The organism is Gemmiger sp. An194 (genome assembly GCF_002160145.1).
Lineage (GTDB): Bacteria > Bacillota > Clostridia > Oscillospirales > Ruminococcaceae > Allofournierella.
Map to the genome: position 1 here is coordinate 75,595 of NZ_NFKA01000013.1, position 23,934 is coordinate 99,528.

Genomic DNA, 23,934 nt, shown 5'->3' on the forward strand with positions numbered 1-23,934 from the left:
GATGAACGCAAAAGCCGCCAATTTTACACCCGGGCGCAGCCGCGGATCTCGTCCAGGGTCTCCACTCCATGGGCCTCCATCCAGGCGGCGATCTCATCGGTGATGGTCTCGCAGGCGCGGGGATTCATGAAGTTCGCGGTGCCCACCTGCACAGCAGTGGCGCCCGCCATGATGAACTCCAGCGCGTCGGCGCCAGTCAGAATGCCGCCCAGGCCGATCACCGGCACGTTCACAGCGCCGCAGACCTGGTAGACCATGCGCAGGGCGATGGGCTTGATGGCCGGGCCGGACAGACCCGCGAAAATATTGTTGAACACCGGGCGGCGTTTTTCCAGATCAATGGCGCAGGCCTGGAAGGTGTTCACCAGGCTCAGCGCGTCCGCTCCCGCCTCCACGCAGGCGGCGGCCATCTGGCAGATGTCCTCAGCCTGGGGGCTCAGCTTGACGATCAGGGGCTTTTTGCAGACCGCCCGCACCCGGCTGACCACCTCTTTGGCGCTGTCGGCCTTGATGCCGTAGGCGATGCCGCCCTGCTTCACGTTGGGGCAGCTGATGTTCAGCTCCACAAAATCCACGCTGGTGGGGTTGAGCAGCTCGGCACCCTTCTCGTAGTCCTCAATGCAGCCGCCGCCCAGGTTGGCCCAGATGGTGGTGCCCAGAGTTTCCATCACCGGCAGCTCATGGTCGATGAAGTGCTGTACGCCGGGGTTCTGCAGGCCGATGGAATTGATCAGGCCGCTGGGGGTCTCCAGCAGGCGCTCGCCCTGGTTGCCCGGCTTGGGGATCAGAGTGATGCCCTTGCCGCTGATGCCGCCCAGCTTTTTCAGATCCACCATGCCGGCGTACTCCTCGCCGAAGCCGAAGGTGCCGGACGCACCCACCACCGGGCCAGCCATTTCCTTGCCCAGCAGGTTTACCTTCAGGGATACGCTCATGCGCCGAACACCTCCTTGGAATCAAATACAGGGCCTTCCTTGCACACGCACCTGCCGCCGGTCTCGGTGTGGCAGGTGCAGCCCAGGCAGGCGCCGATGCCGCAGGCCATCTTGCGCTCCAGGCTCACGATGCAGCGGGTGCCCGCAGCGTCGCAGAGCTTTGCCACCGCCCGCATCATGGGGTCGGGACCGCAGCAGAGCACCAGGTCGTATTCCTCGGGCTTGAGCAGCTGGGTCACAAAGCCGTGGAAGCCGAAGCGGCCGCTGTCGGTAGCCAGCTGGACCTTGCCGCACACCTGGGTGAAGCGGTCCATGCCGTAGGGCTCGTCCCGGAAGCCGCAGAAGTAGTCGACCTTGGTACCCGCGGCGCACAGCTCCTTGGCCAGCTGGTACAGGGGGGCGGTACCGATGCCGCCGCCCACCAGGGCCACCCGCTTGCCCACGGCCTCGACCACGTTGAAGCCGTTGCCGGAGGGCCCCACCAGGCTCAGGGTGTCGCCGGGATTCAGAGCAGCCAGCTTTTCGGTGCCCTTGCCCCGCACCTCGTACAGAAATTCCAGGGTGGCCAGCTCAGGATCATAGGAATGCACGCTGATGGGGCGGCTCAGCACCGGGGCCACATCCGCGGGCCAGCAGCGCAGCATGAAGAACTGGCCGGCTTTCGGGGCCTTGTCCCGCCGGGGCCAGCTCACGGTCATCAGGCGGATGGTATCGGTCAGGCACTGGTGATCCAGAACCTTTACATCACAGGCGATCGCAGGCATTCTTGATGGCCTCCTTCATGTTCACGCACTCGTTGTAGGCAGCCTGGGCGAATTCCACACCGGGCTGCTTCTTGTAGGCCAGCAGCACACCGCGGCTGGAGTTCACCACGCCGCCGTTGCCGGCGCTCAGGTACTGGGCGATGTCCTCGGCGGTGCCGCCCTGGGCGCCGTAGCCGGGAATCAGGAAGAAGCTGTCCTTATAGCGGGCGCGGATCTCGGCCGCCTCCTCGATGTGGGTACCGCCGATGACCAGGCCCAGGCTGGAGTAACCGTGCTCGCCCATGCAGCTCTTGCCCATGGCGTTCAGCTTGTCGCCAACCATATCGTATACGTGGCGGCCGTCGGCCAGCTTCTCGTACTCAAAGTCCTTGGCGCCGGGGTTGGAGGTGCGCACCAGTACGAACACGCCCTTGCCCTTCTCTTCCACAAAGGGCATGTAGGGCTTGATGGAATCCAGGCCCATGTAGGGGGCCAGGGTGATGAAGTCGGCCTCGAAATCGCCCTCGAAGTGAGCCTTGGCATACATCTCGGCGGTCTTGGCGATGTCGCCGCGCTTGATGTCGGCGATCACCGGCACGCCGGTGGCCTTCACGTAGTCCAGGGTCTTCTTGTAGGCGTTCAGGCCGTCCATACCCAGGCTCTCGTAGTAAGCGATCTGCACCTTGAAGCAGCCTGCCACAGACTTGGTGGCGTCCACAATGGCCTGGTTGAAGCGAACGATGTTCTCACCGGCAGTGAGCTCAGCCTTGGCAAAGCCCTCCGGCAGATAGGAAAAATCGGTGTCCAGTCCCACGCACACCGGGCCGCGGGCAGCAACAGCTTCGTACAGTTTGTCCATGTTGGTCATTGTGAACCTCTCCTTTTCATCTTCATCTTTGGTCCGGCAGAGCCGGTTTTTGTTTTCGTGTTCAAGTGCGAGGATTCTTTTCCTCTATTATAAAGGATAGCTGCGTTTTTCGCCAGACTCAGCGCTGGTAAGTCACGCGCCCGCCCCGGATGGTCAGATCCACCCGGCCGTAGAGCGTTACTCCGTCGAAGGGAGTGTTGTGGCTCTTGGAGTGCATGGCGGCGGCGTCCACCACGTAGGGGGTGTCCAGTTCCACCAGAGTCAGGTCGGCGTCCATGCCCACCTGGATGGCGCCCTTGCCTGCAAGACCCAGGATCGCCGCCGGGAAGCGGCTCATCAGCGCCTCCAGGTAGTACAGGTCCAGGCCCTGCTCCCGGCACAGCTTGGTGTAGCACACGCCGAAGGCGGTCTCCAGCCCGATCATGCCCGCCGCACCGTTTGCCTTATCCTCGGCAGAGTGGGGGGCGTGGTCGGTGGCGATGGCATCCACCACGCCGGTGCGGATGGCCTCAACCAGGGCCTCCACATCCTCCGCCTGGCGGATGGGCGGGTTCACCCGGTAATCGGTGTCCGCAAACCAAAGGTGATGGGGGGTCACCTCGCAGGTGACCGGCACGCCCCGGCGCTTTGCGTCGCCGATGGCGGCCACGGCTTCCTTGGTGCTCACATGGCACATGTGCAGCCGGGTGCCGTAGTACTCGCTCAGGTGCAGGTTGCGCACCGTCTCGATGTTCTCGGCCAGGCGGTAATCCCATTTGGAGATCTCCATATCCTCGGCGTGGCTCATCAGCACCAGATCCCGCCGGGCGCAGATGGCGAAGGCCTTGGCCATCACCTGATTGTTCTGCACACCTTTGCCGTCCTCGGTGATAAAGCGCAGGTCCTCGGGCAGGCTCTTCAGGTGGTCCAGGGTGTGGCCGTCGAAGTTCTCGGTGATGGAGATGGTCTGGTTGGCCCCGCAGATGCCCAGACGCTCGGCCTCATCCATCACGGCGTGGGCCTGCGCGGCACTGGAGCACACCGGCTTGGTGTTGGGCATCAGGTTCACGAAGGTGTAGCCGCCCGCGGCTGCAGCCGCGCTGCCGGTGGCGATGTCCTCCTTGTATTCAAAGCCCGGGGTGCGCCAGTGGCAGTGCAGATCGATGAAACCGGGCAGCAGGGTGCGGCCGGCAGCGTCGATCACCTCTTCCCCATGGGCAGGCATATCCTGCATCAGGCCTGCGATCTTGCCGTCCCGGATCAGTACATCCACCTGGGTCCCATCCGACAGTTTTGCGTTTTTGATCAGCATCAAAGCGCCTCCTCTCAGCGAAAAAAGCTTAAAAAAAAATGACTCTTCCCAAAAAAGGAAAAGTCAAACAAAGACCCCTTGCGCCAGCAAGAAGAATACCGAAGCCAGAACAAATGCAAACTGCTTGCCGATCATCTTGCTCATGGTTCCGCCTCCTTGCCGCCGGGTCAATTTAAATCGTCTGATTTTACCACAGTTCGCACGGCTTGTCAAGACAATTGTCATATTCTGCCGAGCGAAAAGGGCGGCCTCTCAAAAGAAGCCGCCCTTGCCTTTATTTCGCCTGTTCCCCGGGCGTGCCGATCTGGCGCAGCGCCTTGCGGAACTGGACGCTGAACAGGATCACCGTGAAGGTCACAGCCAGCGCGTCCGCCACCGGCTCGGCCATATAGACCGCCATGGTCTTGTCCGCCGGGAAAATCCGAGGCATCAGATAGATCAGCGGCACCAGCAGCACAAACTTGCGGGTCACCGCCACCGCGATGGAGGCCTTGGCATAGCCCAGCGAGGTGAAGGTCATCTGGCAGGCGATCTGCGCGCCGAACACCAGCAGCACCGCGCAGTAGCAGCGGATGGCCGGGACGGCAAAGGCGATGAGCTGCTGATCCGAAGTAAATACTCCGGCAAAGGTCTGGGGGAACAGCATCAGAAACGCCCACAGCACCACCGAGTAGGTCAGACTGGTGCGCAGCAGAAGGAAGTAGGCCTTCTTCACCCGGGAGGCATTGCCCGCGCCGTAGTTGAAGCTCACGATGGGCTGCGCACCCTGACCCAGCCCCTGCAGCGGCAGCAGCGCGAACTGCATCACACTGGTGAGGATGGTCATGGCGCCCACCGCCAGGTCGCCGCCGTATTCCCGCAGCGAGGTGTTGAAGCACACCGAGATCACGCTCTCGCTGGCCTGCATGATAAAGGTGGCCAGACCCAGCGCCACACAGGGCAGAATCACCGCCGGGCGCAGGATCATGTTCCGGGGCCGGATGCGCCAGATGGTGCGCTTGCCCAGCAAAAAGCTCACTACCCACGCACAGCTCACCGCCTGGCTCAGCACGGTGGCCAGAGCCGCGCCCCGCACGCCCATGGAGAAGCCGAAGATGAAGATGGGGTCCAGCACGATGTTGCACACCGCACCGATCAGCACCGACAGCATACCCGTTTTGGAAAAGCCCTGGGCAATGATGAAGGAGTTCATGCCCAGCGTGAGCTGCACGAACACGGTGCCCAGCGCGTAGATGTCCATATAGGCGGTGGCATATCCGATGGTGTTTTCGGTGGCGCCGAAGGCCATCAGGATCGGCCGGTTGAACACCAGCAGTACCCCGGTAAGCACTGCCGACACGATCAGCAGCAGGCAGAAGCAGTTGCCCAGAGCCTGCTCGGCGGATTCGTTGTCACCCCGGCCCATGGCGATGGAGGCCCGGGGCGCGCCGCCCGCGCCCGCCAGCATGGCAAAGGCGGAAACGATCATGATGACCGGCATACACACGCCCATGCCGGTAAGGGCGTAGGCTCCCTCGCCGGGGATGTGGCCGATGTAGATGCGGTCCACCAGATTGTACAGCATGTTGATCAGCTGGGCCACCACCGCCGGGGCCGCCATCTTTACCAGCAGCCGGCCCACCGGCTGAGTCCCCAGCTGAGTCTTATCCTCATTCATTCCTGTTGCCTCCCTTTTCCGAAAGATTCTTCACGATCCGCCCGTACAGGGCGGCAAAGCACTCGGCATCCTGCGGAGAAAAATCCCGGAAGGCCTGTTCCCAGAAGGTCTGTTGCGCCGCCAGCAGCTGGGGCAACAGCTGTTCCGCCGCCTCGGTCAGGCTCAGATGCACCCGCCGCCGGTCCTCGGAATCCTGTCTGCGCTCCAGAAGGCCCTTGCCCATCAGCACCTCCACCGCCTGGGACACATTGCTCTTGGGCAGCCCCCGCAGAGCCACAATGTCCCGGGCGGTATCCCGGCCGGGGTTATTGTGCAGAAAAACCAGAATGTCGAATTCCATCTGAGAAATGCCCACCCTGCGGCAGACCGCCCGGCGCTGGGCATCATAAAAGCGGGTGATCACCCGCAGACCGTTCACCAGCTCCATGTGGTTGTTCACAGCCTCTCGCCCCTTTCCGTTTTTGTTTGTTTTGCAAATTGTTTGTTTTTATAACTATTTGCCATTATACTCCTTTTCCCCGGCAAGTCAACACCCCCGGGCAAAGGGAGCCTTCTGGCCCCCTGCCCGAGGGTGTACTTCCATTCTTTATTGTTTCTGTTTGCGCAGGCGGCGGTAAAACAGCCATGCTCCCAGCGGGAACAGCGCCGCCGCTCCCACCGCGGCCCGCAGCGCGGTCTGCTGGGAAAAGCCCGCCGCCAGCAGAGCATCCGCCCCGACACCGGTGAGCCAGCCGCCCAGCGACGCCCCCAGATCGCCCCCGGCGCTGAGCAGCGCGAACATGGAGGCCCCGGCCAGCGGCATCTTGCGGGATGCCACCACCAGCGTGCCCGGCCACAGACCCGCCACGAACAGTCCGGTGGCGGCGCAGGCCACCACCGCTGCCGCGGGAAAAGCGGCTGCCGCCAGATAGCATCCCGCGGCCAGCAGAGCGCTGGCCCCCAGCACCCGGGGCAGGTCCCACCGGTCGCCCCAGATGCCCAGCAGGGTACGGCCCAGGCCCATCATCAGGGCAAAGCCGCACATGCCCGCCACGTCGCCGAACAGCTTGGGGATGCCCAGACCCAGATCCAAAAAAGAAGAGGCGTACTGGGCCATGGTGACCTCTGCCGCCGCCCCGAACACAATGGCGCCCAGCGCCAGCCAGAACACTTTCTGCCGGGCCAGTCCCCGGATGGGCAGCGTTTCCTCCGGCGGCTTGTGGTTCAGCGGCGCGCGCAAAAACAGCAGCAGGTCCGCCGCGGGCAGCAGCATCCACCCCAGCACAATGGCCTGCCAGGGAGCGCCCAGCGCCAGCGCGGCGGTGGTCACAAGCACCGTCCCCGCCTGCCCCCAGCAGTACATGGAATGAAGCAGCGCCATGGCCCGGGTCTTTTCCTCGCCGGGCAATGCGTCCACAATCGGGCTGAGCAGCAGCTCAAGCAAGCCTCCCGCACCGGAGAAGATCACCGTGCCCACAAAAAAGCCCGCCAGCGGATGGGCCGGAAACAGCAGCGGCGAGGCGGCGAACACGCCCAGCCCCACCAGGCTCAGCGCTCCCGCCGCCAGCACAAAGGGCCGAAATCCGTGCCGGTCCACCGCCTTGCTGAAGGCCACGTCCGCCCCCACCTGGGTCACAAAATTGGTGAGCACCAGAAAGCCCAGTGCCCCATAGCTCAGCCCATATTCCCGCAGCAGCACCGCGAACAGCACCGGGGTCAGGTTGATCAGCGCCGCCTGGCTGATGCTGCCCAGATAGCAGGCATACACCGTGGTTTTATAACTGCGCATTCCCCCGTCTCCTTTCCTGCATTTCCCGCAGACCGCCGCCCGGGTACAAAAGGTCCATGGCAAGACGGGTCAGTCCGGCCAGATAGTCCTGCCGGTATTCCCGGGAAATATGCACCCGGGGCACCGCCTGGGCGGGCAGATACCGCCCGCAGGCCTGCTCCATCTGTGCTGCCTCTTGCAGATACGATGTCTCGTAAACCACCAGCTCCTCCGGGTTCAGGAACACACAGGCGCTGGCCGCAAGGCGGGCGAAGTAGTCCACCGGGTCCACTCCGTCAAATCCCCGCAGCGCCGCCTGCTGCATGGTTTCCTCCCCCTGACCGGGCAGGTAACCCACCTCGCCCACCAGGCCTGCAAATCCGCTCAGCGGCCTGCCGTGCACCAGCACGCCGCAGCCGGGGCCGTTGTCCGAAAGATGCAGGCAGACCGCGCTCTCCCGGTCCAGCCAGCCCCGCCGGGCCGCCATGCCATAGACTGCCGCCCGCATGTTGTTTTCCACTGTTACAGGCAGACCGCAGGCCGCTTCCAGCTCGGCCTGCAGTTCCCGCCCGGCCAGTTCCTCGTATCGGTCAATATAGAGCACCCGGCCCTCGGCCACGCCGCCGGGCACGCCCACCGCCAGCGCAGCCAGCGCAGGATAGGCCCGGCGCAGCCGCTCGGTCACCGCCAGAATGGTGGAAACATAGCCGCCCTCCTCCGGCCCGCAGCTGCCGGAGCACACCGGATTGCCCAGCGCGTCCGCCACCGCCCAGCAGAGGGTACCGTCCTCAAAAAAGAGGGTCAGTGCGTAGGCGCTGGCCTCATTGAAGCGGTAGCGCATGGGCCGCCGCCCGCCGGCTCCCGTTTCCAGTCCGGCCTCCAGCACCACGCCCTGCTCCACCAGCTCGTCCACCAGCTTGCCCGCCGTGGGAAAGCTCAGCCCGCAGGCCTCCGCCAGCTCCTGCTTGGTGACCACCCGGCCCTGCCGCAGCACCTGAATCACCTGCCGCTCGTTCGCACTTTTTACCGCCCGGGTAAACATTCGGCCTCTCTCCTCTCGTTTTTAAAATAGTTTTAAAATATAGTTAAATAATATTCCGTTCTGTTTCCCTTGTCAAGAAAAACGCGCTATTTGCACAGGAAAGCCCCGGCCAACGGCCGGGGCTTTCCTGTGCTCTTCTTTTTAGTATTCTATGGTGGCCTGGTTGTGGTTCACCGCCGGTTCCTGGCGCATGCTCTCCACGTAATCGGCGTAAAAGGCACCGGACTCCTGCCACACCTCAAACATCGGGTCCTCCCGGTCATAGCGGTCCGGTCTGCCCTGGAAGTAGTCCAGATTCACCTGCGCAAAGAAATCGGCCATCTCCTCGCCGTTTTCCTCATTCTGCAGCCAGCCAACCACCTTGCCCCGGTTTACCTGGCGGAAAAAGTCCGCCGAGTAGGCGGCAAAATCCAGCAGGTTTTCGTCGGTGCTTCCCTGCTCTTTTGCCCAGCCGGAAACATCCACCGGCACCGTCTGGTAGTCCATCTGGTGGGGCCGTACCATCAGTCGTGCATACTGGTTGGGCGATACCGCCAGCGAGCCGGTGGCCGCTTCAAAAAAGCCGTTCTCGCTTTTGGCGGTGTGCTGCATATGGATGTGGCCGCTCAGGTTGCAGATCACACCATACTCCTCATACAAAGCCAGCAGCTCCTCTGCGCCGCCCATCACAAAGCCTGCGCTGATCTGCTCGCTGTGGGCCAGCAGGTTCTGGTGGCTCACGGCAATCACCCGGGCGCCCGCCTGCCGGGCCTCCTCCAGCTGGGCCTTCACCCAGTCCAGTGTCTCCGGTTCCAGCACGCCCTCGCTGCCCAGCGTGTTCACATCCACCATCAGCACCCGCAGCTCATCGCTCAGCGGGTACACATAGCTCAGGGATTCCTCGTCCCGGGCGCTGGCTCCATTGTAGCCGAAGTCCGCATATACCTCATCAAACTGGGCCGGCTTCAGGTTTTCCACCGGTTCGTAGGTCTTATCGGTGAAGCGCACCGCGTAGCCGCTGTTCAGGTCGTGGTTGCCCGGTATTACCAGCACCGGGATGCCCTCTTCGGTAATTTGGCGCAGCTTTTCCGCCAGGTCCAGATGGCTCTGCTTTTCCCCGTTCAGGGTCAGATCGCCCGAGAGGATCAGTGCCGCGGGCTTTTCCCGGATGACCTGCTCCACAAAGGCATCGGTCAGCTCGTCAATGTAGGCCAGCGCCTTGCCGTCACCGTTCAGGATGGTCTTTTCAAAGCAGGCCCCGTGGTCGTTCAGCTCCGGCGAAAGATAGTGAAGATCCGTCGCCAGCAAAATCTTGGTCGGGCGGCCCCGGAACCAGAGGGCTCCGGCCGCTGCCAGCAGCACCAGCAAAAGCGCTGCTGCGGCCAACAGAATGCCTCGTTTTCCTTTCTGTTTCATGTTTCGTTCCTCCTTTCGGGGAGTACACCGCATTTCTCCCCTGCACGCAAAAAAGCAGGCCCTGCCGGAAAGGCAGGGCCTGCAAATGCCGGTTTTTATACCAGATCCGCCACGTGGGAGCGCACCAGCGCGCGCTTGAGGCGGGCCTGGGCCAGCTCCAGCTCGCGGGCGTCGGTGCCCTTCTGACCCAGAACGGTCTCCGCTCGCTTGCGGGAGGCCTCGGCCCGGGCTTTGTCGATGTCTTCGGCCCACTCAAAGGTGGTGGCCACCAGCCGCACCTGGCCGGCGCGCACCGTAAGCATGCCGCCGATGCAGGCGGCCCGGCGCACGGAGCCGTCCTCCAAAGTCACCCGGGCTTCGCCCATGCCCAGCGCCGTAATGTAATCACAGTGGCGGGGCAGGATGCAAACATCCCCGGCGATGGTACGGCAGAGCACCCGGGCGGCGGGCCCGTCGTAGAGCTGGCCGTCCGGCGTAACGATCTGCAGATGGAAGGTGTTCATACTCATTCACCCTGCTTTGCCTTGGCGACCACCTCGTCGATGGTGCCCGCAAACAAAAAGGCGGACTCGGGCAGGTCGTCGTGTTTGCCCTCCAGGATCTCCTTGAAGCCCCGGATGGTCTCCTTCAGCGGAACATACTTGCCCTCCATGCCGGTGAACTGCTCGGCAACGGTGAAGGGCTGGCTGAGGAAGCGCTGGATCTTGCGGGCCCGGTTTACCGTAACCTTATCCTCTTCACTCAGCTCGTCCATACCCATGATGGCGATGATGTCCTGCAGTTCCTTGTAGCGCTGCAGCACCTGCTGCACGCCGCGGGCCACCTCGTAGTGCTCCTGGCCCACCACGTCCGGCGAGAGGATGCGGCTGGTGGAATCCAGCGGGTCCACCGCCGGGTAGATGCCCAGCGAGGAGATTGCACGGCTCAGCACGGTGGTGGCGTCCAGATGGGCGAAGGTGGTGGCGGGGGCCGGGTCAGTCAGGTCGTCGGCGGGCACGTAAACGGCCTGCACCGAGGTGATGGACCCGTTCTTGGTGGAGGTGATGCGCTCCTGCAGAGCGCCCATCTCGGTGGCCAGGGTGGGCTGGTAGCCCACGGCGCTGGGCATACGGCCCAGCAGAGCCGACACCTCGCTGCCCGCCTGGGTGAAGCGGAAGATGTTGTCGATGAAGAGCAGCACGTCCTGGTGCTCCCGGTCACGGAAGTACTCGGCCATGGTCAGACCGCTCAGACCCACGCGCATACGGGCTCCCGGGGGCTCGTTCATCTGGCCGTAGACGAGGGCGGTCTTGTTGATAACGCCGCTCTCCTTCATCTCGTTGTACAGATCGTTGCCCTCGCGGGTACGCTCGCCCACGCCGGTGAATACCGACAGGCCGCCGTGTTGCTTGGCAACGTTGTTGATCAGCTCCATGATGAGCACGGTCTTGCCCACGCCGGCGCCGCCGAACAGGCCGATCTTACCGCCCTTGGCGTAGGGGCAGATCAGGTCGACCACCTTGATGCCGGTCTCCAGGATCTCGGTGGTATTCTGCTGCTCCTCGTAGCTGGGGGGATCGCGGTGGATGGGCCAGCGCTCCTTGGCCGGAGGCGCGGGCTGATCGTCCACCGGCTCGCCCAGCAGGTTGAAAATACGGCCCAGGCATTCCTCGCCCACGGGCACGGTGATGGGGCCGCCGGTGTCCACGGCTTTGGTGCCGCGCACCAGACCGTCGGTGCTGCTCATGGCGATACAGCGGGCCACGTTGTCGCCGATCAGCTGGGCCACCTCGGCCACCAGCTTGTGCTCGCCTTCGCCCACCTCGATCGCGTTGAGCAGGTCCGGCAGCTCGCCGTCTGCAAATTTGATATCCAGCACCGGGCCGATGACCTGGGCCACGATGCCTTCGTGGTTATTCGGCATGGATCTATCTCCTTTACTGGCGGGAAAGGCCGTCAGGCCTCGGCGCCCGCCACGATCTCTGTGATTTCCTGGGTAATGGCCGCCTGCCGGGCCCGGTTGTAATGCAGGCTCAGCGAGTCGATCATCTCACCCGCGTTCTTGGTGGCCGCATCCATGGCGCTGCGCCGGGCGCCCAGCTCACTGGCCACGGATTCGCACAGCGCTCCGTAGATCAGGCCCGCCAGGTATTCCGGCACGATGGCGTCGTACACTTCCTCGCTGGAGGGCTCGTAGATGGTCAGCCCCCGGGGACCCGCGCCCGGCTCGGGGCGGGAAACCGTCAGCGGCAGCAGGCACAAAGTAGCCGGCTGCTGGCTCAGCATGGACACGAAATTGGTGTAGGCCAGGCGGATCTCGTCGTACTCACCGGCCAGAAAGCCCTTGGCCAGCAGACGTGCCATGGAAAAGCAATCACTCACCGTCACATCCGCCGCCACCGCGTATTCCTCGGTCACCCGCTGGGTGCCCCGGCGCTGGTAATGCTCCAGCGCCTTTTTGCCCACCGGCAGCACGCAGATCTCCTTGCCCTCGGCCTCGGCCGCCACCGCCTTCAGAATATTGGCGTTGTAGCCGCCCGCAAGGCCGCGGTCGCCCGCGATCACCACATAGCAGGTCTTTTTCACCGGCCGCTTGGCGATGTAGGGGGAAGAAAGCTCGGTATTGGAGGCCGCGATGTCGGAAAGGGCCGCGTGGAGCACCTCAAAATAGGGGCGGCTTTTTTCCACCCGCTCCTTGGCGCGACGCAGCTTGGAGGAGGCCACCAGCTCCATGGCCTTGGTGATCTGCATGGTGCTTTCCACGCTCTTGATGCGCAGCTTGATGTCCTTCATGGACGCACCTGCCATTGGGATCTCCTCCTTACTTGGTCTTCAAAAACTCCGTGGTATACTCTGCCAGAGCGGCCGCCAGCGCGGTCTCGGTCTCCTTTTCCAGCTTGCCGCTGGTACGGATGGTCTCCAGCACGTCGGGGGCATGGCCGTCCATGTAGGGATAGAGGCCGTGCTCGTATTCCTTCACATCCTCCACGGCCACGTCCTTGAGCAGGTCGTGGGTGACGGCGTACAGGATGCACACCTGATGCTCCATGGAAATGGGGCTGTTGCGGTCCTGCTTGAGCACCTCCACGATGCGCTCGCCCTGGGCCAGACGGGCCTTGGTGTCCGCGTCCAGATCGCTGCCGAACTGGGCGAAGCTCTGCAGCTCACGGTACTGGCTGTAGAGCAGCTTCAGGGAACCGGCCACCTTCTTCATGGCCTTGGTCTGGGCGTTGCCGCCCACGCGGCTCACCGAGATGCCCGGGTTCACCGCCGGCATAACGCCGGAGTGGAACAGCTCGGTCTCCAGGAAGATCTGGCCGTCGGTGATGGAGATCACGTTGGTGGGGATGTAGGCGGAAACGTCGCCCGCCTGGGTCTCGATGATGGGCAGAGCGGTCAGGCTGCCGCCGCCGTATTCCGGGGCAAGGCGGGCCGCGCGCTCCAACAGGCGGCTGTGCAGATAGAACACGTCGCCGGGGTAAGCCTCACGTCCGGGCGGGCGGCGGATCAGCAGGCTCAGCGCACGGTAAGCCACCGCATGCTTGGACAGGTCGTCGTAGATCACCAGCACGTCCTTGCCCTGGGCCATGAAGTACTCGCCCATGGCGCAGCCGGAGTAGGGCGCGATGTACTGCAGCGGCGACAGCTCGCTGGCCGTGGCGGACACCACGATGGTGTAGTCCATGGCGCCGTTCTCAGTGAGGGTATTCACCAGCTGGGCCACGGTGCTCTGCTTCTGGCCGATGGCCACATAGATGCAGAGCACATCCTTGCCCTTCTGGTTGATGATGGTATCGGTGGCGATGACCGTTTTACCGGTCTGCCGGTCACCGATGATCAGCTCGCGCTGGCCGCGGCCGATGGGGATCATGGAGTCGATGGCCTTAATGCCGGTCTGCAGGGGCACCGAAACGCTCTTGCGCTGGATGATGCCCGGCGCGGGAGACTCGATGGGCCGGTACTCCTTGGCGTCGATGGGGCCCTTGCCGTCGATGGGATGGCCCAGCGCGTTCACCACGCGGCCGATCATGGCTTCGCCCACGGGCACGCTTACCACCTTGCCGGTGCGCTTGACCACGCTGCCTTCCTTGATGCCCACGTCGCTGCCCAGCATAACGATGGACACCGAGTTTTCCTCCAGGTTCTGGGCCATGCCGTACTCGCCGTTGGAGAACTGCACCAGCTCGCCGCTCATGCACTCCTCCAGGCCGGTGGCCCGGGCGATGCCGTCGCCCACCAGGATCACGGTGCCGGTCTCGCTTTGCTGAATGGAGTTTTCATAGTGCTTGATCTGGGCCTTTATGATCTTGGAAATTTCTTCCGGTTTCAATTGCATCGTTTCACCTTCTCACTTATACCGTGGCGGCCAGGCTGCGGCGCAGTGCGTCCAGCCGGGCCTGCACCGTACCGTCGAACTCGGCGCCGCCCATCTCCAGGCGCACGCCGCCCAGGCAGGCCGGGTCCACCTTCACCGCAAGCTGCACCGTTTTGCCGGTGAGCTTGTTCAGCTTTTCGGTCAGAGCCGTCTTCTGGGCCTCGCTCAGCGGCACCGCCGCCACCGCCGTCGCCTCCAGAATACCGTGGGCCTCGTTGTAGCGGGCCCGGTATTCCTTGCGGCAGTCACGCAGGGCACGGATCTGGCCCCGCTCGGTCAAAATCTTCAAAAAATTCAACAGGTACGGCTGGATATGCCCGCGCAGCGCCTCGTCCAGCGCCTGACAGCGCTGGGCTTTGGGCACGCTGGGCAGTGCCAGCAGCTTTTCGTAGTCCGGCCAGGCGGCAAGCAGCGCTTCCACCTGCTCCAGCTCGTCCAGCATTTCGGCCTCCAGCCCTTCCTCGACGGCCAGCTCATACAGCGCGCCGCCGTATATGGTGCCGATCTTGGTCATGAGGCGTCTCCTACCTTCTCGATGAATTCATCGATCAGCTGCTGGTGATCCTTCTCCTGGATCTCCCGTTCCACCACCTTGCTGGCGATGGCCATGGCCATGCCGCCGATCTCGTCCTTCACCTCGTTCAGCGCCTTCTTGCGCTGCTGCTCAATCTCCTCGCCCGCCTTGCGCTTGAGCTCAGCGGCCTGGGCACGGGCGGCGTTCAGTGTCTCCTCGCTGTTGCGGGCGGCGGTCTGGCTGGCCTGATTCAGCAGCCGGGCTGCCTCCTCCTTGGCGCCTGCCAGGCTCTTCTCATATTCCGCCTGCATCGCCTCGGCCTGTTCCTTGGCCTGCTTGGCGTCGGCAAGCATGGCGTCCGCCCTGCGCTGGCGCTCGTTCAAAATCTTCTGCACGGGCTTGAACAGGAAATGCTTGACCAGCAGGGTGAGGATCAGCAGGTTGCCCAGCATGAAAATCATGTGCCAGGGCGTCAGCGTCACCAGGTCTTTAAACTGTTGCAATGGTCATTCCCCTTTCTGGCTGGCTTGCGGGCCAAAATCAGCCCAGCATACCAGTGAACATGCCGGGTGCCACGAAGATCAGCAGCAGGCCGGTCACGAAGCCGTAAATACCGGTGGTCTCGGCGATGGCACAGCCCAGCAGCATGGTGCTGGTCACGTCGCCTTTGCACTCGGGCTGGCGGCCGATGGCGGAGCAGGCCTGACCAACCGCGTAACCTTCACCGATACCGGGGCCGATACCAGCGATCAGGGCGAGACCCGCGCCGATGGCGCAGCCGGCCAATACAATAGCTTTGTCCAACATAATGGTGTCCTCCTAAAACGTTCAAGATAAATTACTTGGTAATATCTGCCCCGGCCGCTGCTTGCGGGCGGCGAAGCGCTTCGATCGCGGCGGTCGGCCGCAATGGAATCCAAAAAGAATCACTCGTCGGTCTGGGCTGCGTTCGCAATATACAGCATGGTCAGCATACAGAAGATGAATGCCTGCATCAGACTGCTGAACAGATCAAAATACACCGACAGAATGGCCGGAATGCCCAGCTGGAACAGCGGGATCAGGCTGAGGATCTCGCCCAGCGCGCCGGGCAGCAGCCCGAACACTGCCTGGCTCAATACCGCCAGCGCCGCGTAGACCAGCGTGCTGATGACGCCGCCGGACATGATGTTGCCGAAGTGACGGAACGCCATCGAGATGGGGGTGGCCAGCTCACTGATGATATTGAAGGGGGTGAACACTGGGATGGGTGTGGTAAAGCCCTTCAGATAGCCGCCCACGCCGTTGGTACGGATCTTGGTGTAGGTGATCATCACAAACACCAGCAGCGCCCAGGACAGTTCGGTGGACAGATCACTGGTGGCGGGATAAAGCCCCACCAGGCTGGACAGGCTGCACAGCGCGGAATAGCTGAACAGCGCACCGATGAACGGGGCAAAGTAGGCGTATTTTTCGCCCATGTTGCCGTTCACGAAGTTCTGGCAGGTGGTCACCAGCAGCTCGGCCACCGCCTGCTTTTTGCTGATGTTCTCCACCGTGAGTCCACGGCCCAGCCACCAGCACAGGATGCCGATCAGCGCCAGGATGATCCAGGCGTCCACCAAACTTGCGGTGATCTGCAGCTTGCCCAGAAGCGGTGCCGACCAGCTGGATTCCCAGTAGATCTGCGGGCCGTTGATCGAAACGTTCATTCCTTTGCGTTGCCCCCTTCATTTATGGGCAGCGTACCGCCCTTTTCCTTGTGATACATTCCGGTGGCCTGCATCACCCCGATGGTGAGCCGGGGCATCAGCAGAGGCACAAGCGCCGCCACCCAGTTAAAAAACGGCACGGCCAGCGCCACGATCAGCCACACCACCATCAGCAGCATGCGCATGTTGTAGGAAAACTGCATCCACTTGCGAGCCCGGTCCTCCGGCTGGCCGTCGGCCACCTTCTGCACCGTCAGACCCAGCAGGAAGAAGTTTACCACCGTGATCGCTCCGCCCAGGATGCCGCTCACCGCCACACCGGCGCTGAAATGCCCCAGAACGGCGAACACCACCAGCATGACCGCCACGCCTGCGGCGGTGCCCAGAGCAATGTGCCCTGTCTCTTTTTTTACAGCAGGTGCTATTTTCATAAAACGCCCTCTCTCTATTGTTATAAATGCCGGTTGAAGGCCGGCGGCGCCTTTTTGCGGGTGGCCTTGCGCTGCATGTAGCGGTAAAAGCCCCACACGCTGGCCGCCGAACCGCCGAAGCCAAGCAGCAGCGCGGGCAGCATCACCCATGCGGGCAGCCCCGCCCGGGCCGAAAGCCACCAGGCGGCACCGGCGCATAAAAGCGGCGGCGCAGTGACCGAAACGCCCAATTGGGTCAGCCAGGCAACATCCTGCATGACTTTCATCCAGCTCTTCACCGCGCCGCTCCTTTCGCCGGTCTTATATTGCAAATCCGGCAAACAATTGTATCCATAGTATAACAAAAATCCTTCTTAAGAACAATAATTTTTCGCTTTATTTTATTAAATCTTTCATCCACCTTATAATATTTTTCATGTATATTTTGCAGGGTTTGTTCTTTTTCCCGCTCTGTGTTATAATATATACTGCCCGTGCTGTGCGGCCGGGTTTCAGCTGAGAAAGGCGGTATCTGCATGCTTCTTTCCATCATTGTTCCCTGCTACAATGAGCAGGAATCTCTTCCGCTGTTTTATAAGGAGATCACCCGAGTCGCCTCAGAGATGAAACAAAGCCATGGTGCCGAGTTCGAGTTCATTTTTGTGGACGACGGCTCCAAGGACAGCACCCTTGCCATCGCCCGTGAGCTGCACCGGCAGGACAAACGGGTACGCTACATCAGCTTCTCCCGCAATTTTGGCAAGGAGGCAGGCATTCTGGCCGGTCTTCAGGCCGCCAAGGGCGATTACGTGGCTATGATGGATGCTGACCTTCAGGACCCGCCGGCTCTTCTGCCCCATATGCTGGATGCACTTCTGCATGAAGATTACGACTGCGCCGCTACCCGGCGCACCACCCGCCAGGGCGAGCCGCCCATCCGCAGCTTTTTTGCCCGGATGTTCTACAAACTCATTAATAAAATGAGCGACGCGGACATTGTGGATGGCGCGCGGGATTACCGGCTGATGCGCCGGAGAATGGTAGATGCAATCCTGTCCATGCCGGAATACAACCGGTTCTCCAAGGGCATTTTCGGCTGGGTTGGCTTCAAGACCAAGTGGCTGGAGTATGTGAACGTGGAACGGGTGGCCGGTGAAACCAAGTGGAACTTCTGGAAACTGTTCCTCTATTCGCTGGAAGGCATCATCGGCTTTTCCACCGCCCCGCTGGCCATTGCAAGCCTGATGGGCATCTTCTTCTGCCTGCTGGCCTTCGTGATGATCATCGTGATCATCGTGCGCACCCTTTTGTTTGGCGATCCCACCAGCGGATGGCCCAGCCTGGTGTGCATCATCTTTCTGTGCAGCGGCGTGCAGCTGTTCTGCATGGGTGTTCTGGGCCAGTATCTGGCAAAAACCTATCTGGAAACCAAGCACCGCCCGGTCTACATCACCCGGGAGACCGAAGAGGATCTGGACGGCTGATTTTTGTTTGCCAGCCGCCGGGCCGGAGCATTTTGCATTTCTTCCTGGATGCACCCACGCATCCGGTTATACTATTAAAAAATCGAACGGCAGGTGTTCAGCCTGTCTGAATGAAAAGGGAAACGGGTAATCAATCCCGTGCGGGACCGCCGCCGTGTGGGCCAGCGCCCCGGCCATCTGCCACTGTTCCGAAGGGAATGGGAAGGCCGGTCGGGCGCGCGCTTTAACGCTCACGAGCCGGAAGACCTGCCTGCCGTTCGCATCCGCCCGGAAAAGGCTTCTTTTTCCGGCGCGGAACCCCGCTTCGTGGACGGACCAAACACGCGGCAGGGCGGCAGTACAGCCTGGGGGCAATTTTGCCTCACGGGGTTTTTCCTGTCGCACCTGTTTGCCGCTGCGCCGCTCCGCCTTGCCGGGGCGGCGTATTTTTGTTCTTTGCGGCAATCCGGCCGCATGGAAATATATCCCTCATTCCAATATTCAGGAGGAACATTTATGAAACGCATTCTTTCCGCACTTGTTGCTGTGGCTCTGGCCTTCGGCATGGCCGCCTGCGGCGCACCGGCCGCCAGCACTTCTGCTCCGGCCTCTTCCGCCGCCGCATCCTCTGCTGCTTCTGCAAGCGCTTCCGGCGAGACCGCTGCGGCAGCCAAGCCCACCGAAGACCGCAGCGGTGCCGCCATCACCCTGCCGGATAATGTGGAGACCGTGATCTCCATGGCTCCCTCCATCACCCAGACCCTGATGGATCTGGGCTGCACCGACCAGATCATCGCTCTGGATGCCAACAGCGCCAAGATGGAAAACGCGCCCCAAGGCCTGCCTGTTTTTGACATGATGACCCCGGACGCGGAGCAGATGGCCACCCTGGTGCCGGATGTGATCCTGGTCTCCTCCATCAGCTCCTCCGGCGGTGAGAATCCCTTCCAGCCCCTGCAGGAGCTGGGCGCCACCGTGGTCTGCATTCCCACCAGCTCCTCCATCGAGGACATTTATGAGGATGTGACCTTCCTGGGCCAGGTGATGGGCAAGACCGAGCGCGCCGCTGAGATCAACGAGACCCTGAAGGCCGAGATCGACCGCATCGCCGCTCTGGGTGCCTCCATCCCCGAGGACCAGCGCAAGACCGTTTACTTTGAGATTTCCGCCGCTCCCTCTGCCTACAGCACCGGCTCCGGCACCTACATGGACGAAATGATCAGCCTGATCGGCGCCAACAACATGATGGCCGACAAGGCCGAAGGCTGGACCAGTGTGGACAGCGAGGTAGTTGTCAGCGGCAACCCGGACGTGATCCTCACCAACGTGGACTACATCGAGGACCCCGTGGGCGAGATCAAGAGCCGTGAGGGCTGGGAGGCCGTGACCGCTGTGAAGAACGGCGATGTTTACCAGATCGACAAGCAGTCCTCCTCTCTGCCCAACGAGAACATCGTGACCGCTCTGGAAGAGATGGGCAAAGCCGTCTATCCGGAGGTGTTCGGCGAATGAACCGGTTTTCCCGTCCGGCGCGGTTCGGCCTGCTGTGCCTGGCCGCGCTGGTCGCGGTGATTCTGGGCATCGGGGTGGGCAGTGTGCCCATCTCCCCCGGTGAAATTCTGCAGGTACTGGCCAACAAGCTGTGGGGCGCGGCACTGCCCGAACAGATGAATCCGGTGATCCCGGGGCTGGTGTGGAGCATCCGTCTGCCCCGGGTGCTGCTGGCCTTCTGCGTGGGGGCTTCCCTTTCAGTAAGCGGCGCAGTGATGCAATCGCTGCTGCAAAACCCGCTGGCCTCCTCCTATGGCCTTGGCGTCTCCTCCGGTGCGGGTCTTGGCGCGGCGGTACTCATCGTCACCGGCGTGGCGGACAGCGCCGTCGGTACCTTTCTGCTGCCTGCGGTCTGCCTGTGCTGCGGCCTGGCCACCATGGGCGGCGCGCTGGCTATCTCCACCCGGCTAGACCGCAACCTCTCCAACAACATCATCATCCTGATCGGTATGGTTCTTTCGCTCTTTCTTAACGCCATTATGACCACCCTGTCCGCCTCCAATCCGGATTACACCCAGCGCATCACCCTGTGGCAGCTGGGCAGCCTTTCCATGAAAACCTGGAAGCAGCTGGGCCCGGTGGCGCTGGCGGCACTGGTCTGTATTCTGGCATTCTGGCGGCTGGCCTCCGAGCTGGATCTGCTCAGCTTCGGCGAGGAGCAGGCCTCCGCCATGGGCATGGAGCGCAAGCAGGTGAAATGGCTGCTGGTGCTGCTGATAGCCCTGCTCACCGGCACCGCAGTGGCCTTTGTGGGCGTGATCGGCTTTGTGGACCTGGTGGTGCCCCACATCGTGCGCCGCATCTTCGGACCTTCCCACCGGATGCTCATTCCGGCCTGTGCTGTGTTCGGCGGGGGCTTTCTGTCCCTGTGCGACCTGGCGGCCCGGACCCTGGCATCTCCCTCCGAGATCCCCATCGGCTCCATCACGGCCCTGATCGGTGCCCCCTTCTTCCTCTACATCTTCTTCTCCAGCCGAAAGGAGGCCCGCTGATGCTGCACGCGGAACACATCACCTGCGGCTACGGGGATGACCCCGTGGTGCGGGACCTCTCCTTCTCGGCACAGAGCGGGCAGATCCTCTGCATTCTGGGTGCCAACGGCTGCGGCAAGACCACCCTGCTGCGGGCGGTGGCCGGACTCCTGCCCAGCACCGGCAGTGTCACCGCGGCCGGGCTGGACCTGCGCACCGCGCCCCGCCGTCAGGTGGCTCAGACGGTCGCCTTCCTCAGCCAGTTATCCAATTTGTATTTTTCTTACACTGTATATCAGACCGTAGAGATGGGCCGGTACGCTCACCGCTCTTCCGGCCTGTTCGGCGGAGCCGCTCCCGGCGACAAGGACATTGTGCGCGCCTGCCTGGAGCAGACCGGCCTCTGGGAGCTGCGGGATCAGCCCATCACCGCATTATCCGGCGGGCAGCTGCAGCGGGTCTTTCTGGCCCGGGTGTTTGCCCAGGATCCCAAAATTATCCTGCTGGACGAACCCACCAACCATCTGGACCTGAAGTATCAGATCGAGCTGATGGAGCAGCTCCGCCGCTGGGTAGCTCAGGGCGACCGCTGTGTGGTGGGCGTGCTGCACGATGTGAATCTGGCACTGAACTACGCCGACCGGCTGCTGCTTATGCAGGATGGCCGGGCCCTGTGCCAGACCGATACCCAGGCACTGGACCCTGCCCTGCTGGATCGGGTCTACGGCCTGGACGTGCGCGGTTACATGCGCCGCGCACTGCAACGATGGGAGTGAACGCTGTATGGAACTGTATCACAGCCCCTGGGAGGCCTATCCCTTTTTAAGCGACGCACCGGAGGACCTTCGCTGCGACTTTGAGCTGCTCACCGACGAGATCGCCAGCCGCACCGGACTGCTTCGTTCTCAAGTGGAGGATGAAACACTGCGGGCGGAGCTGCTGCGGGTCTGCGAACTGGTTTATCATGCTAACCCCACCCTGCGTACCCGGTTCACCGTGACTCCGGAAGAGATTCAGTGGCTGGCGGATGTTTGCGAACGTCTTCGTGGGCAGAGTGAGGGCCGCTGTGCCCGGTTCGTACTGCCCCAGGGCTGCACCACCGCCTGTACCGCCCACATCCTGCGGGTTCAGTGCAAGGCGCTGGTTCGCCTGCTCTATCGCCACGCCCACCAGGGGCATCCGGTGGAACCCGCCCTGCTGGATCTGGCCAATCTGCTTTCCGGCTATTTCTTCCTGCTGGCTCTGGTGCTGAACGCCCACGCCGGGCAGGAGGAAGCAGAATTCGTCAGCAGAAATTACTAAACTATCCCCATCCCATTCATACAGGAAAAGCCGAAGAGCGCGAACCAAACGCACCCTTCGGCTTTTTCCTTTTAGTTTAATTTCCCGTGTTTAAACAACCAGTATGCAATGCCGATGGCCATTGCGCCGGACAGCAGAATCAGGAAGGACACGCTGCCGATCAGACCAGGAGCTGCCACAAACAGAATGCACATGAACACCAGCGGAATGATGGCGATGTTCATATTCCGGTAGAAATACTTGAAGGCCAGCGCACCAAACAGGGCGGGAATCACGTTGTTGAACGCGGGCTGCAGAGCCGGAGCCTCCAGCACCGGGGTGAGGGGCACCAGGCACAGCACACCGATGGCCAGCACCAGAGTGGTTACCAGGCTGCTCGCTGCCACCGACAGGGTGGAGATCACATCGTTTTCCGGCGTGCCCACCTCGGTGCCGCAGATCTCCCGGGCATTCACCGCGCAGGGAACCTTCAGGTTCAGCACGTTGCCGGTGATGAAGGTCAAATAGCTTGCACCGGAGCCAAGCAGCGGCGAATAGACCAGAAACTCCACCACACCGCTGGTCCAGTAGATAATGGCTACCTGGAAAAAGCCCATACCGAAGGCGGCCCAATCCGGGCCAGCGCCCAGGACCCAGCCCATGGCCAGAGGAACCGCCAGCATCAACAGGATGCCCAGGCTCAGACCCACCCGGCCGATCACATGAATTCCGTTTTCATAGCGCTCATAGAAGGCGCTGCGTTCTTTCTCGTTCATATCCTGCGCCTCCCTCACATTACACCGCCCAGCAGCACAGCCGCAGCCATGCCCACCAGCATACTTCCTGCCATGGAGAAGTTATCCAGCCAGGTGACCTTCTTCACCCGTGCAAAATACTCAAATACCGCCATGGCAGCCGCGCTCACAATGGCTACGATCAGGGGCATAAAATTGTTCAGGCGCACGCCTTCGCCCAGATAGGAGCCGATATAAGCGCTTACCAGGCCCACGAACATGGCAGTGAACATATAGTCACCGAAGCTCTTCTGGCCCTTTTCTTTCTTGGCTGTGGCCTTTTTGAGCCGCTTCATATAGCGCTTCAGGCAGAAGATGCAGAGCAGGCATCCGGAAAGAATACCTGCCGTCATTACAAGGCCGATGGTTACAAATACCGAAGGGGTCAGCTCCTGGCTGCCCAGACCTCCGCTCATCCCCGCGGCGCGGGCGGCAATGTCCGCCACATTGCCTTCATAATGCAGCGCACCTACCACCGAAAGCCGCATCCAGGGCAGAGGGATGCCCAGGCTTCCGCTCAGCGCAATAACGCCCAACAGGATCGAGATACTGGGCAGCAGCGTAAAGGTGACACTGGAAGTGATGGCCCTGCGCATTTTGACCCGGTCCATTCCCAAAGCTACCCCCGCACGGTAGCTTTTCACCATAAACACAATGCTGAGCCCCAGAATGAACAGAATTACAACACCCACGATTGCAAACATGGGCAGGCTGTTCAGCTGCTCCAATAATGTCATATTGTTTCCTCCTATCACACAATTATGTACTGCTTTATCATAGCATATTTTTAAACCGCGCGCACCTGAAAGTTCTGAACCGAAGCAGTTCTTTCCGGCAGCTCTTTTCCACAGGAACACTCCAGTCTTGTGGAAAATTCGGTTCGAACAATCAAACTGTGGTTCCTTGCTTTTCAACAAAAAGCGCCCATAACCGTGGAAAAGTAAGGTGACCATTTAAAATACAAAAGCCCGGTCAACGACCGGGCTTTATCGGCGATTATATTTTCTCTCATGCCGGGGGATCCGTCAGCCTCTTCAGCAGCAGGGCCCCCGCAAAAGTTTGCCACGCAAAGTTTTGTGGGGTTAAGGAGGAATGACGAAATGGTATGAGAAAAGCCCAGCCGAATGGCTGGGCTTTTTGAATGGAATGTAGTCCATTCCGACGTGGTGACCCGTGGGAGAATCGAACTCCCGTTTGCGGCGTGAGAGGCCGCCGTCTTGACCGCTT

At 61.8% G+C, this 23,934-nt stretch carries 27 protein-coding genes and 1 riboswitch; of the genes, 5 read left to right on the top strand and 22 right to left on the bottom strand.

The features are described 5' to 3' along the window. Positions 1-23: 23 nt before the first annotated feature. The 20 genes from B5F28_RS09485 to B5F28_RS14750 all read right to left on the bottom strand — a co-directional run bounded on the left by B5F28_RS09485 (position 24) and on the right by B5F28_RS14750 (position 17,197). Positions 24-935 carry a dihydroorotate dehydrogenase gene (locus tag B5F28_RS09485; RefSeq protein ID WP_087181874.1) on the bottom strand — a complete coding sequence of 304 codons (912 nt, stop codon included), beginning with the start codon at positions 933-935 and terminating at the stop codon, positions 24-26. Beyond that, positions 932-1,699 (bottom strand): dihydroorotate dehydrogenase electron transfer subunit, encoded by a 768-nt coding sequence (locus B5F28_RS09490; protein ID WP_087295585.1) that lies wholly within the window; start codon positions 1,697-1,699, stop codon positions 932-934. Before B5F28_RS09490 ends, B5F28_RS09485 begins: the two co-directional genes overlap by 4 nt. Beyond that, positions 1,680-2,546 (bottom strand): orotidine-5'-phosphate decarboxylase, encoded by an 867-nt coding sequence (gene pyrF / locus B5F28_RS09495; RefSeq protein ID WP_087295587.1) that lies wholly within the window; start codon positions 2,544-2,546, stop codon positions 1,680-1,682. Before pyrF ends, B5F28_RS09490 begins: the two co-directional genes overlap by 20 nt. Before the next feature lie 118 nt (positions 2,547-2,664). Beyond that, complete coding sequence (locus B5F28_RS09500; protein ID WP_087295589.1) at positions 2,665-3,837, bottom strand: dihydroorotase; 1,173 nt, start codon at positions 3,835-3,837, stop codon at positions 2,665-2,667. Positions 3,838-4,111: 274 nt separating this feature from the next. Continuing rightward, on the bottom strand, positions 4,112-5,494 hold the full coding sequence (locus B5F28_RS09505) for an MATE family efflux transporter (protein WP_087295591.1): 1,383 nt from the start codon (positions 5,492-5,494) through the stop codon (positions 4,112-4,114). Continuing rightward, complete coding sequence (locus B5F28_RS09510) at positions 5,487-5,933, bottom strand: MarR family winged helix-turn-helix transcriptional regulator (protein ID WP_087295593.1); 447 nt, start codon at positions 5,931-5,933, stop codon at positions 5,487-5,489. The genes B5F28_RS09505 and B5F28_RS09510 overlap by 8 nt, the downstream gene beginning before the upstream one ends. Positions 5,934-6,080: 147 nt before the next feature. Continuing rightward, a complete protein-coding gene (locus B5F28_RS09515) occupies positions 6,081-7,262 on the bottom strand; it encodes an MFS transporter (protein WP_087295595.1) in 1,182 nt (393 codons plus the stop codon). Then, the gene (locus tag B5F28_RS09520) at positions 7,249-8,283 is read right to left on the bottom strand and encodes an ROK family protein (RefSeq protein ID WP_087295597.1); all 1,035 of its coding nucleotides are present in this window, start codon (positions 8,281-8,283) and stop codon (positions 7,249-7,251) included. The genes B5F28_RS09515 and B5F28_RS09520 overlap by 14 nt, the downstream gene beginning before the upstream one ends. Before the next feature lie 141 nt (positions 8,284-8,424). Then, positions 8,425-9,678 (bottom strand): metallophosphoesterase, encoded by a 1,254-nt coding sequence (locus tag B5F28_RS09525; protein WP_158097565.1) that lies wholly within the window; start codon positions 9,676-9,678, stop codon positions 8,425-8,427. A 95-nt stretch (positions 9,679-9,773) separates the two neighbouring features. Further along, the gene (atpC, locus tag B5F28_RS09530; protein ID WP_087295601.1) at positions 9,774-10,181 is read right to left on the bottom strand and encodes an ATP synthase F1 subunit epsilon; all 408 of its coding nucleotides are present in this window, start codon (positions 10,179-10,181) and stop codon (positions 9,774-9,776) included. Positions 10,182-10,183: 2 nt separating this feature from the next. Continuing rightward, entirely contained in the window at positions 10,184-11,581 is a 1,398-nt protein-coding gene (gene atpD, locus B5F28_RS09535) for a F0F1 ATP synthase subunit beta (RefSeq protein WP_087185212.1), read from the bottom strand. Positions 11,582-11,613: 32 nt separating this feature from the next. Beyond that, positions 11,614-12,465 (bottom strand): ATP synthase F1 subunit gamma, encoded by an 852-nt coding sequence (atpG, locus tag B5F28_RS09540; RefSeq protein ID WP_087295603.1) that lies wholly within the window; start codon positions 12,463-12,465, stop codon positions 11,614-11,616. A gap of 13 nt (positions 12,466-12,478) precedes the next feature. Next, positions 12,479-13,993: a F0F1 ATP synthase subunit alpha gene (gene atpA, locus B5F28_RS09545; protein WP_087295605.1), complete on the bottom strand. Its 1,515-nt coding sequence runs from the start codon at positions 13,991-13,993 to the stop codon at positions 12,479-12,481. A 16-nt stretch (positions 13,994-14,009) separates the two neighbouring features. Further along, entirely contained in the window at positions 14,010-14,546 is a 537-nt protein-coding gene (gene atpH, locus B5F28_RS09550; protein ID WP_087295607.1) for an ATP synthase F1 subunit delta, read from the bottom strand. After that, positions 14,543-15,049, bottom strand: a complete 507-nt coding sequence (atpF, locus tag B5F28_RS09555) for a F0F1 ATP synthase subunit B (RefSeq protein ID WP_206406390.1) — start codon at positions 15,047-15,049, stop codon at positions 14,543-14,545. The genes atpH and atpF overlap by 4 nt, the downstream gene beginning before the upstream one ends. Before the next feature lie 37 nt (positions 15,050-15,086). After that, on the bottom strand, positions 15,087-15,353 hold the full coding sequence (atpE, locus tag B5F28_RS09560) for an ATP synthase F0 subunit C (protein ID WP_058963458.1): 267 nt from the start codon (positions 15,351-15,353) through the stop codon (positions 15,087-15,089). A gap of 119 nt (positions 15,354-15,472) precedes the next feature. After that, a complete protein-coding gene (locus B5F28_RS09565; RefSeq protein WP_087295609.1) occupies positions 15,473-16,237 on the bottom strand; it encodes a F0F1 ATP synthase subunit A in 765 nt (254 codons plus the stop codon). Then, complete coding sequence (locus tag B5F28_RS09570) at positions 16,234-16,668, bottom strand: ATP synthase subunit I (RefSeq protein ID WP_158097566.1); 435 nt, start codon at positions 16,666-16,668, stop codon at positions 16,234-16,236. The genes B5F28_RS09565 and B5F28_RS09570 overlap by 4 nt, the downstream gene beginning before the upstream one ends. Before the next feature lie 20 nt (positions 16,669-16,688). After that, on the bottom strand, positions 16,689-16,946 hold the full coding sequence (locus B5F28_RS14500) for an AtpZ/AtpI family protein (protein WP_158097567.1): 258 nt from the start codon (positions 16,944-16,946) through the stop codon (positions 16,689-16,691). Then, positions 16,943-17,197 carry a hypothetical protein gene (locus B5F28_RS14750; protein ID WP_158097568.1) on the bottom strand — a complete coding sequence of 85 codons (255 nt, stop codon included), beginning with the start codon at positions 17,195-17,197 and terminating at the stop codon, positions 16,943-16,945. The genes B5F28_RS14500 and B5F28_RS14750 overlap by 4 nt, the downstream gene beginning before the upstream one ends. Between B5F28_RS14750 and B5F28_RS09575 the strand changes: the two genes are divergently transcribed. The 5 genes from B5F28_RS09575 to B5F28_RS09595 all read left to right on the top strand — a co-directional run bounded on the left by B5F28_RS09575 (position 17,184) and on the right by B5F28_RS09595 (position 21,934). Further along, positions 17,184-18,131 carry a glycosyltransferase family 2 protein gene (locus tag B5F28_RS09575; protein WP_087295613.1) on the top strand — a complete coding sequence of 316 codons (948 nt, stop codon included), beginning with the start codon at positions 17,184-17,186 and terminating at the stop codon, positions 18,129-18,131. The genes B5F28_RS14750 and B5F28_RS09575 overlap by 14 nt on opposite strands. Positions 18,132-18,205: 74 nt before the next feature. Further along, positions 18,206-18,399, top strand: a riboswitch (cobalamin riboswitch). A 227-nt stretch (positions 18,400-18,626) separates the two neighbouring features. Then, complete coding sequence (locus B5F28_RS09580) at positions 18,627-19,622, top strand: ABC transporter substrate-binding protein (protein ID WP_158097569.1); 996 nt, start codon at positions 18,627-18,629, stop codon at positions 19,620-19,622. Beyond that, positions 19,619-20,653 carry a FecCD family ABC transporter permease gene (locus B5F28_RS09585; protein ID WP_087295617.1) on the top strand — a complete coding sequence of 345 codons (1,035 nt, stop codon included), beginning with the start codon at positions 19,619-19,621 and terminating at the stop codon, positions 20,651-20,653. The genes B5F28_RS09580 and B5F28_RS09585 overlap by 4 nt, the downstream gene beginning before the upstream one ends. Continuing rightward, positions 20,653-21,408 carry an ABC transporter ATP-binding protein gene (locus B5F28_RS09590; protein ID WP_087295619.1) on the top strand — a complete coding sequence of 252 codons (756 nt, stop codon included), beginning with the start codon at positions 20,653-20,655 and terminating at the stop codon, positions 21,406-21,408. Before B5F28_RS09585 ends, B5F28_RS09590 begins: the two co-directional genes overlap by 1 nt. Positions 21,409-21,415: 7 nt before the next feature. Next, entirely contained in the window at positions 21,416-21,934 is a 519-nt protein-coding gene (locus tag B5F28_RS09595; protein WP_087295621.1) for an ATP:cob(I)alamin adenosyltransferase, read from the top strand. A gap of 71 nt (positions 21,935-22,005) precedes the next feature. Here B5F28_RS09595 and B5F28_RS09600 read toward each other — a convergent pair whose 3' ends face one another. Beyond that, on the bottom strand, positions 22,006-22,689 hold the full coding sequence (locus tag B5F28_RS09600; protein WP_087295623.1) for a hypothetical protein: 684 nt from the start codon (positions 22,687-22,689) through the stop codon (positions 22,006-22,008). Between the two features lie 14 nt (positions 22,690-22,703). Further along, complete coding sequence (locus B5F28_RS09605) at positions 22,704-23,444, bottom strand: DUF5058 family protein (protein ID WP_158097570.1); 741 nt, start codon at positions 23,442-23,444, stop codon at positions 22,704-22,706. Between the last annotated feature and the right edge of the window lie 490 nt (positions 23,445-23,934).

What these genes read in the sequence shown, in the direction of transcription:
- B5F28_RS09485 (WP_087181874.1), bottom strand. Translation starts at nt 935, where the DNA reads ATGAGCGTATCCCTGAAGGTAAACCTGCTGGGCAAGGAAATGGCTGGC.
- B5F28_RS09490 (WP_087295585.1), bottom strand. Translation starts at nt 1,699, where the DNA reads ATGCCTGCGATCGCCTGTGATGTAAAGGTTCTGGATCACCAGTGCCTG.
- pyrF (WP_087295587.1), bottom strand. Translation starts at nt 2,546, where the DNA reads ATGACCAACATGGACAAACTGTACGAAGCTGTTGCTGCCCGCGGCCCG.
- B5F28_RS09500 (WP_087295589.1), bottom strand. Translation starts at nt 3,837, where the DNA reads ATGCTGATCAAAAACGCAAAACTGTCGGATGGGACCCAGGTGGATGTA.
- B5F28_RS09505 (WP_087295591.1), bottom strand. Translation starts at nt 5,494, where the DNA reads ATGAATGAGGATAAGACTCAGCTGGGGACTCAGCCGGTGGGCCGGCTG.
- B5F28_RS09515 (WP_087295595.1), bottom strand. Translation starts at nt 7,262, where the DNA reads ATGCGCAGTTATAAAACCACGGTGTATGCCTGCTATCTGGGCAGCATC.
- B5F28_RS09520 (WP_087295597.1), bottom strand. Translation starts at nt 8,283, where the DNA reads ATGTTTACCCGGGCGGTAAAAAGTGCGAACGAGCGGCAGGTGATTCAG.
- B5F28_RS09525 (WP_158097565.1), bottom strand. Translation starts at nt 9,678, where the DNA reads ATGAAACAGAAAGGAAAACGAGGCATTCTGTTGGCCGCAGCAGCGCTT.
- atpC (WP_087295601.1), bottom strand. Translation starts at nt 10,181, where the DNA reads ATGAACACCTTCCATCTGCAGATCGTTACGCCGGACGGCCAGCTCTAC.
- atpD (WP_087185212.1), bottom strand. Translation starts at nt 11,581, where the DNA reads ATGCCGAATAACCACGAAGGCATCGTGGCCCAGGTCATCGGCCCGGTG.
- atpG (WP_087295603.1), bottom strand. Translation starts at nt 12,465, where the DNA reads ATGGCAGGTGCGTCCATGAAGGACATCAAGCTGCGCATCAAGAGCGTG.
- atpA (WP_087295605.1), bottom strand. Translation starts at nt 13,993, where the DNA reads ATGCAATTGAAACCGGAAGAAATTTCCAAGATCATAAAGGCCCAGATC.
- atpH (WP_087295607.1), bottom strand. Translation starts at nt 14,546, where the DNA reads ATGACCAAGATCGGCACCATATACGGCGGCGCGCTGTATGAGCTGGCC.
- atpE (WP_058963458.1), bottom strand. Translation starts at nt 15,353, where the DNA reads ATGTTGGACAAAGCTATTGTATTGGCCGGCTGCGCCATCGGCGCGGGT.
- B5F28_RS09565 (WP_087295609.1), bottom strand. Translation starts at nt 16,237, where the DNA reads ATGAACGTTTCGATCAACGGCCCGCAGATCTACTGGGAATCCAGCTGG.
- B5F28_RS09570 (WP_158097566.1), bottom strand. Translation starts at nt 16,668, where the DNA reads ATGAAAATAGCACCTGCTGTAAAAAAAGAGACAGGGCACATTGCTCTG.
- B5F28_RS09575 (WP_087295613.1), top strand. Translation starts at nt 17,184, where the DNA reads ATGCTTCTTTCCATCATTGTTCCCTGCTACAATGAGCAGGAATCTCTT.
- B5F28_RS14750 (WP_158097568.1), bottom strand. Translation starts at nt 17,197, where the DNA reads ATGGAAAGAAGCATGCAGATACCGCCTTTCTCAGCTGAAACCCGGCCG.
- B5F28_RS09580 (WP_158097569.1), top strand. Translation starts at nt 18,627, where the DNA reads ATGAAACGCATTCTTTCCGCACTTGTTGCTGTGGCTCTGGCCTTCGGC.
- B5F28_RS09585 (WP_087295617.1), top strand. Translation starts at nt 19,619, where the DNA reads ATGAACCGGTTTTCCCGTCCGGCGCGGTTCGGCCTGCTGTGCCTGGCC.
- B5F28_RS09590 (WP_087295619.1), top strand. Translation starts at nt 20,653, where the DNA reads ATGCTGCACGCGGAACACATCACCTGCGGCTACGGGGATGACCCCGTG.
- B5F28_RS09595 (WP_087295621.1), top strand. Translation starts at nt 21,416, where the DNA reads ATGGAACTGTATCACAGCCCCTGGGAGGCCTATCCCTTTTTAAGCGAC.
- B5F28_RS09600 (WP_087295623.1), bottom strand. Translation starts at nt 22,689, where the DNA reads ATGAACGAGAAAGAACGCAGCGCCTTCTATGAGCGCTATGAAAACGGA.
- B5F28_RS09605 (WP_158097570.1), bottom strand. Translation starts at nt 23,444, where the DNA reads ATGACATTATTGGAGCAGCTGAACAGCCTGCCCATGTTTGCAATCGTG.